The sequence below is a fragment of the Geodermatophilus chilensis genome, from assembly GCF_002802985.1.
In the GTDB taxonomy this organism is placed as follows: Bacteria; Actinomycetota; Actinomycetes; order Mycobacteriales; family Geodermatophilaceae; genus Geodermatophilus; species Geodermatophilus chilensis.
This window is the reverse complement of sequence record NZ_NVPT01000238.1, coordinates 1-5,782: the sequence shown is the minus strand read 5'-3', so window position 1 is coordinate 5,782 and position 5,782 is coordinate 1. Positions and strand designations below refer to the sequence as shown.

Annotated in this window: 9 protein-coding genes; 2 read left to right on the top strand and 7 right to left on the bottom strand. The window is 75.5% G+C overall.

Annotation, left to right across the window (positions count from 1 at the left end; translation table 11 throughout):
* The 6 genes from CNO22_RS25110 to CNO22_RS25085 all read right to left on the bottom strand — a co-directional run.
* A partial coding sequence (locus CNO22_RS25110; protein ID WP_100501973.1) for a DUF2218 domain-containing protein occupies nucleotides 1–428 on the bottom strand: 428 nt, incomplete at its 3' end.
* 95 nt (nucleotides 429–523) lie between these two features.
* Nucleotides 524–1,306, bottom strand: a complete 783-nt coding sequence (locus tag CNO22_RS25105) for a 2-keto-4-pentenoate hydratase (RefSeq protein ID WP_100501972.1) — start codon at nucleotides 1,304–1,306, stop codon at nucleotides 524–526.
* The gene (locus tag CNO22_RS25100; RefSeq protein ID WP_198588583.1) at nucleotides 1,303–2,091 is read right to left on the bottom strand and encodes a 2-keto-4-pentenoate hydratase; all 789 of its coding nucleotides are present in this window, start codon (nucleotides 2,089–2,091) and stop codon (nucleotides 1,303–1,305) included. The genes CNO22_RS25105 and CNO22_RS25100 overlap by 4 nt, the downstream gene beginning before the upstream one ends.
* Nucleotides 2,088–3,239, bottom strand: a complete 1,152-nt coding sequence (locus CNO22_RS25095) for a luciferase domain-containing protein (RefSeq protein WP_100501971.1) — start codon at nucleotides 3,237–3,239, stop codon at nucleotides 2,088–2,090. Before CNO22_RS25095 ends, CNO22_RS25100 begins: the two co-directional genes overlap by 4 nt.
* A complete protein-coding gene (locus CNO22_RS25090; RefSeq protein ID WP_100501970.1) occupies nucleotides 3,236–3,757 on the bottom strand; it encodes a VOC family protein in 522 nt (173 codons plus the stop codon). Before CNO22_RS25090 ends, CNO22_RS25095 begins: the two co-directional genes overlap by 4 nt.
* Nucleotides 3,758–3,784: 27 nt before the next feature.
* A complete protein-coding gene (locus CNO22_RS25085) occupies nucleotides 3,785–4,444 on the bottom strand; it encodes an NADPH-dependent F420 reductase (RefSeq protein WP_408609713.1) in 660 nt (219 codons plus the stop codon).
* A 71-nt stretch (nucleotides 4,445–4,515) separates the two neighbouring features.
* Between CNO22_RS25085 and CNO22_RS25080 the strand changes: the two genes are divergently transcribed.
* Both CNO22_RS25080 and CNO22_RS25075 read left to right on the top strand, forming a co-directional pair.
* A complete protein-coding gene (locus CNO22_RS25080; protein WP_100501968.1) occupies nucleotides 4,516–4,986 on the top strand; it encodes a MarR family winged helix-turn-helix transcriptional regulator in 471 nt (156 codons plus the stop codon).
* Nucleotides 4,987–5,156: 170 nt separating this feature from the next.
* Nucleotides 5,157–5,573, top strand: a complete 417-nt coding sequence (locus tag CNO22_RS25075) for a PaaI family thioesterase (protein WP_100501967.1) — start codon at nucleotides 5,157–5,159, stop codon at nucleotides 5,571–5,573.
* Between the two features lie 18 nt (nucleotides 5,574–5,591).
* On the opposite strand, the gene CNO22_RS25070 is transcribed toward CNO22_RS25075, so the two are convergent.
* Nucleotides 5,592–5,782: Rossmann-fold NAD(P)-binding domain-containing protein (locus CNO22_RS25070; protein ID WP_157937114.1), on the bottom strand; the 191-nt coding region annotated here is incomplete at its 5' end.

The window sequence follows — 5,782 nt, the reverse complement described above, 5'->3', positions numbered from 1 at the left end:
GGGAGAGGTGTATAAGGGACAGGGGCGGGGGAGGTCGGGAGGGGGGACGGGGCGCCGCCGTCGCGGATCCACCGCACGGTGAGGTGCTCGCGGTGGGCGAAGCGCTCCAGGTGGCTGCCGAGCACGTGCTCGACCCGCGAGACGGACTCCTCGTCGTCACCGCCGGCCCACAGGGTGAGCACGCCCTCGCCGACGGCGATCCCGGCGGTGGCCCCGCCGATCACCGCGGTCGCGGACGCGGTGGCCGCGTCGTCGGTGAAGGGCACCCTGCGGCCCAGGTGCGAGATCAGCTGCTTGGCGTAGCGGGCGGGTGCGTCGGTGGCCACGTCGGCCCGGGAACCGAACGCCCGACCGTGCCGGGCGGCGGCGCGGTCCACGATCGTGTCACCGGGCGCCGGCAGCGGGGACGCGGACGGGGTTCCGGACATCAGGCCCTCCAGGTACTTGACGCTTAACGTATTTCCCACGGTACAGGTAATTATTTGACGCTTCAAGCGTTTTCCGGTGTCGCGGCGGCGTCGCGTCAGCGGTCCGCCGGGACGAGCTCCACCGCCCCCAGTCCGCGGATCTCCGCGCGGTGCACCACCCCGGGTCGTACCGGGACGGCGTCGGTGAGCGCGCCGGCCAGCACGACCGCGCCGGCCGGCAGTCGCTCACCGCGCCGGACCAGGTGCTCCGAGAGGTGCACGAGCGCGCGGAGGGGGTGGCCGAGGACGGCGGCCCCGGTCGCCGTGTGCGCCACCGCCCCGTCGACGGACAGCACGCACCCGGCCGTGGCGAGGTCCCCCGCCCGCCGCGGGTGGGTCCACCGGCCGACGAGGAAACCGGCGGCACTCGTGTTGTCGGCGACGACGTCGGGCAGCCGGAACCCGAAGGCGGCGTACCGGGAGTCGATGACCTCGACGGCGACGGTGACCGCGTCGACCGCCTGCTCGGCCGTCCAGGGGGTCAGTGGGCGGTCGAGCTCCCGGGCCAGCCGGAAGGCGATCTCGGGCTCGACGCGGGGCTGCGCCGTCCGGCCGAGCACCCGCTCGTCGTCGCCGGTGCCGAGCTGCATCGCGTCGGTGAGGAAGCCGACGATCGGCTGCGCCACGCCCATGGTGCGCTGCTTGGCCCGGCTGGTGAGGCCGAGCTTGGCGCCGACCAGGCGCTCCCCCGCGGCCAGGCGCCCGGCCCGGTCGAGGTCCTGGACCCGGTAGCCCCACGCCTCGTCGAGCGCGGGGTCGGTGTCGGTGAACGGCCGGCGCGGGATGCGGGCGAGTCGCGCCTCCCGCAACGACCGCGCCGCCGAGGCGGGTGTCGTCATGCCGCCGCCATCCGGAGCGACACCGAGCCGAGACCGGAGCCGGTCGCGGTCACCACGTCGCCTGCGGCGAGGGGCACGGCCGCGTGCACGGCACCGGGCAGCACGACCTGCCCGGCCTGCAGCCGCTTCCCCGGCTCGGCGAGCCGCCGGGCCAGCCAGGTGAGCGCGAGCACCGGGTCGCCGAGCACCGCCGCGCCCGCGCCGGTGGCGGCGACGTCCCCGTTGCGGTGCAGCACCAGCCCGACCGTCCGCAGGTCCCCGACGTCCTCGACCGGGACGGGCCAGCCGACGACGGCGTAGGCGGAGGAAGCGTTGTCGGCCACGGTGTCCTCGACGGCGATGCGCCAGTCGGCGATCCGGCTGTCGATGACCTCCACGGCGACCGCCACGGAGGCGATCGCCGCGGCCGCCTGGTCCCGGGTGGCCCCGGCCGGGACGTCCGCGCCGAGCACGAGGGCCAGCTCGGCCTCCACCCGCGGCGCGATGAGGCGGCCCGCGTCGAGGATCGCCCCGTCGGTGCGGACCATGCGGTCCAGCAGGACCCCGGAGTCGGGCTGGTCGACGCCGAGCTGCTGCTGCATCGCCGCCGACGTGAGCCCCACCTTGTGCCCGACCACCCGGTCCCCGGCGTCGGTCCAGCGGCGGACCAGCGCACGCTGCACCGCGTAGGCGCCGGTCAGGTCGAGGCCCGGAGCGCGGGCGGTGAGGGGGGCCACGGGCCGGGCCTGCGCGGCGGCGGCGGCCAGCTCGTCCGCCAGCCACTGCACCAGCGCGCCGTCGATCACGCGAGCCGTCCCGCAGCCCACGCGTGGCTCGTGGTGACGACGCCGACGACGGTCTCCAGCTCGGCGGCGTCGCGCGGACCGAACAGCATGACCATGCCCGGGGTGAGCCGGACACCGGCGAGCGGGTGCGCCACGCCCCAGCCCTTCGCGACCACGTCGGCCGCGAGGGCCATCGGCAGCGCCACGTGCAGCGAGCCGTCGTGGCCGGGGTGGACGTGGGCGAACTCCCCGGCGGACGGGACGATGAACGCGTCCACCGGACCCAGCCGCGGCGGGGCCAGCTGGAACCCGCGCGCGCCGGGCACCGAGATCGCCGACTGGCGGGTGCGCACACCGGGCAGCGCCGCGATCCGGGCGAACACCGCCTCCTGCAGCTCCACGGGCGCGGTGTCGCTGCGCTGCTCCTGCGGGATGCCGGAGCTCACCGCCGGCCGCGCACCGGCCCGGGCCGGCAGCTCCCCTCCGGGCAGGGCGGCCCACGTGCCGGGGCCCGGCTGCGGCCGGCCCCGGTGGGCGAGGAACGCCAGGCGCTCCTGCAGCCAGCCGGCCAGCGTGGCGAGGGCCTCGACGGAGATCCCGTGGCCCACCGGGTCGCGACGGGCGACCGTCGGCGCAGCCGACTCGCCGAGCAGGTAGGCCCAGGTGCGGTCGAGCAGCTCCCGCGGGATGACGGTGTCGTGCTCGCCCTGCGCGACCACGACGGGGACGCCGGCCAGCCGGGCGGGGGTGGCCGGGACGCCGGCGTCGAAGGGCAGCGTGCCGTACAGGATGGCCGCGCCGGCGTACCGGTCGGGGTCGTCGAGCACCAGCCCCCCGGCGAACGCCGCTCCCCCGCTGAACCCGATCAACACGACCGGGCGACCGGCAGGGGCGACCTGGTCGAGCCACTGCCGGAACCAGTCCATGGTCGAGCGCAGCGACTCGGCGACCGGCCGCCCGATGCCCCGGTTGGCGAACCAGGCGTAGCCGCCGCCCTCGGCGATCGGCGCGCGCACGGCGGCGTAGGCCGGACCGGCGGGCAGGTGCTCGGCGAGCGCGATGATCTCCCGCTCGTGCGACCCGCGGCCGTGCAGGAGGACGACGAGCGGCGCGGCCGGGTCGGCACTGCCGGCCGTCGCCACCACCGGTGCGGCCCAGGTGGCGGTCACGCCCCGGCCTCCACCGATCCGGGCAGCAGGCGGCCGGCGGTCCCGACCCCGGACCACCGCTGCACCTCGGCCGCCATGTCCAACCGGTCGACCGGCGCGGCGTTCTCGTACTCGCCCCAGGCCTCGCGCGGCAGCATCCACATGACCTCGAACTCGTTGTCGTCGGGATCGATGCCGTAGACGCTCTTGGTGGCGCCGTGGCTGGACTCCCCGGTGAAGGCGCCGAGCTCGGCCAGCGTCCGGCGTGCCTCCTCCAGCTCGTCGATGGTGTCGACCTGCCAGGCCAGGTGGTACAGACCCACGGTGCCGCGGGCCCGCGGCGGGGCACCGGCACCGATGCCGAACAACCCGAGGTCGTGGTGGTTGCCGGAGCGGGGCAGCCGGAGGAAGGCGGCGTTCGCCCGCAGCTCACGCGCGACCACCTCCATGCCGAAGGCGCCGGCCCAGAACCGCAGCGATCGCTCGAGGTCGCTGACGAAGAGGACGGCGTGGTTGAGCCGGACGGCGGCGATGGTCATGAGGGGACTCCTGCTCGGATCGAGGGTTCAGGCGGTCGGACCGACCAGCTGGAAGGCGCTCTGCCAGGCCCAGCCCTTCGTCGCGTTGAGGGTGATGTTGAGGAAGGCGATCTCCTCCAGCGAGCGGGCCAGCCGCAGGCCGCCGGCGTCGATCGGGGCGAAGCCCAGCGAGGTGGCCAGCTCGGCGACGCGGGCCCTGGCGTCGGCATCGTCCGCGGCGATGAGCACCTGCAGCGGCTCACCGTTCTCGGTGGGGGCGGCGTACCGGCTGGCGAAGACGGTGTTGAACGCCTTGACGACGGGCACGGCGCCGACCGCCTGCTGCACGGCCTCCGCGCCGGAGGTCCCGGTGATGGCCAGGTCGCTGTAGGTCTCGTCCAGCGGGTTGGTGGCGTCCACGACGACGGCACCGGCCAGGGCCGGGGCCAGCTCTGCCGCCACGGCGGGCGCGTCGACGCCGGGGACGGCGAGGACGACGACCTGTGCGCCGTCGACGGCGGCGGTGTTGCTCTCGGCCGCGCGGGCGCCGGTCGCCTCGGCCGTGGCACGCGCCTTGTCCGGGTGGGCGGCGCTGAGCACGACGTCGTGGCCCGCGGCCACGGCCGCACGCGCCAGACCGCCGCCGACGTTGCCCACTCCGATGATCGCGATGCGCATGGTGTCCTCCTGAAATGGCTGACGACTCAGATGCTGAGCCCGAAGAGGACGGTAGGCGCCGATGCTTAAGGCGTCAACTACTGACGCGGTAGATTGTCCGCATGCCTCCGCTCTCCCGGCGCGACGACGCCCTCATCTCGACCTTCGGCAGGCTGCTGGAGGTCCAGAGCAGGCTCGAACGTCGGCTCGGCGCCGAGCTCGAGGCCAGGTGCGACCTCCCGCACGCGTGGTTCGAGGTACTGGTGCGGCTGGGGCGGTCCGAGGCGGGCCGCCTCACGATGGGCAGCCTCGCCGAGCAGGTCAGCCTCACGACCGGTGGCGTGACCCGGCTGGTCGACCGCATGGAGGCGGTCGGGTACGTCGAGCGGGTGCCGTGCCCCACCGACCGGCGGGTCGCCTACGCCAGCCTGACCGACACCGGACGGGCGAAGCTCGACGAGGCGGCACCGGTCCACGCGGCCAACCTGCGCTCGGTGTTCGCCGGCTTCGACGACGAGGAGCGGAGCACGCTCGACGCCCTGCTCGACCGGCTGCGCGCGGTCGCCGGGGCCGAGCCCGTCGTCGGACGCTGACCGGTCGACCGGGCGGTCCCCGGATCCCGCGCAGGTGAGCGGGACGGTCAGCTCCCCCGGCTCGACCGGGGTGGAGGCGCGCAGATCGGCGACGCCGTCGTACGGCTGTCGGACAGCGATCGCACCAGGCACGACGGAGGTACCCGAGGTGCCCGACCTAGGGTCTGGGTGTGACCGCCGCGCCACCCACCTGGTTCCCGTCCGACCTGACCAGCGCCCTGGACGAGAAGCTCGGCATCGAGATCACCGACTGGGACCCGCAGCGCGTCGTCGCCCGGATGCCCGTGGCGGGGAACACCCAGCCCTACGGCCTGCTGCACGGTGGGGCGACCTGCAGCCTGGTGGAGACGGTGGGCTCGTACGCCGCAGCGCTGCGGGCCGGACCGGGTGGCGTCGTCGTGGGCGTCGAGCTGAACGCCAGCTACGTCCGCGCGGCCACCCGGGGCTGGGTCACCGCGGTGTGCACCCCCGTGGGCGCCGGGGAGTCGCCGCTGTCGACCTTCGTCATCGAGGTGTGCGACGACCGGGGACAGCTGACCGCGAGCGCCCGGCTGACCTGCCTGGCGCGGCCGGCCGGCAGCGCCTGATCCGGGCGCTCAGGAGGCTCAGCGGCGGGTGCGTCCCGGACGCTGCGGCACGCCGGCGGGCGCGAGGACCCACGCGGTCACCGCCGTCTCGTCCGGGTACGTGCGGCGCCGCACGTCGGTCACCCGCTCGAAGCCCCGCAGCCGGGCCTCCTCCCCCAACCGGACGGTGGCGAAGCCGGCCGGCCCGCCCCTGTCCCCTACACACATCT

Bases quoted from the DNA above. Each gene is read 5' to 3' on its own strand.
- CNO22_RS25105 (WP_100501972.1), bottom strand. From the start codon at position 1,306: ATGACGACACCCGCCTCGGCGGCGCGGTCGTTGCGGGAGGCGCGACTC.
- CNO22_RS25090 (WP_100501970.1), bottom strand. From the start codon at position 3,757: ATGACCATCGCCGCCGTCCGGCTCAACCACGCCGTCCTCTTCGTCAGC.
- CNO22_RS25080 (WP_100501968.1), top strand. From the start codon at position 4,516: ATGCCTCCGCTCTCCCGGCGCGACGACGCCCTCATCTCGACCTTCGGC.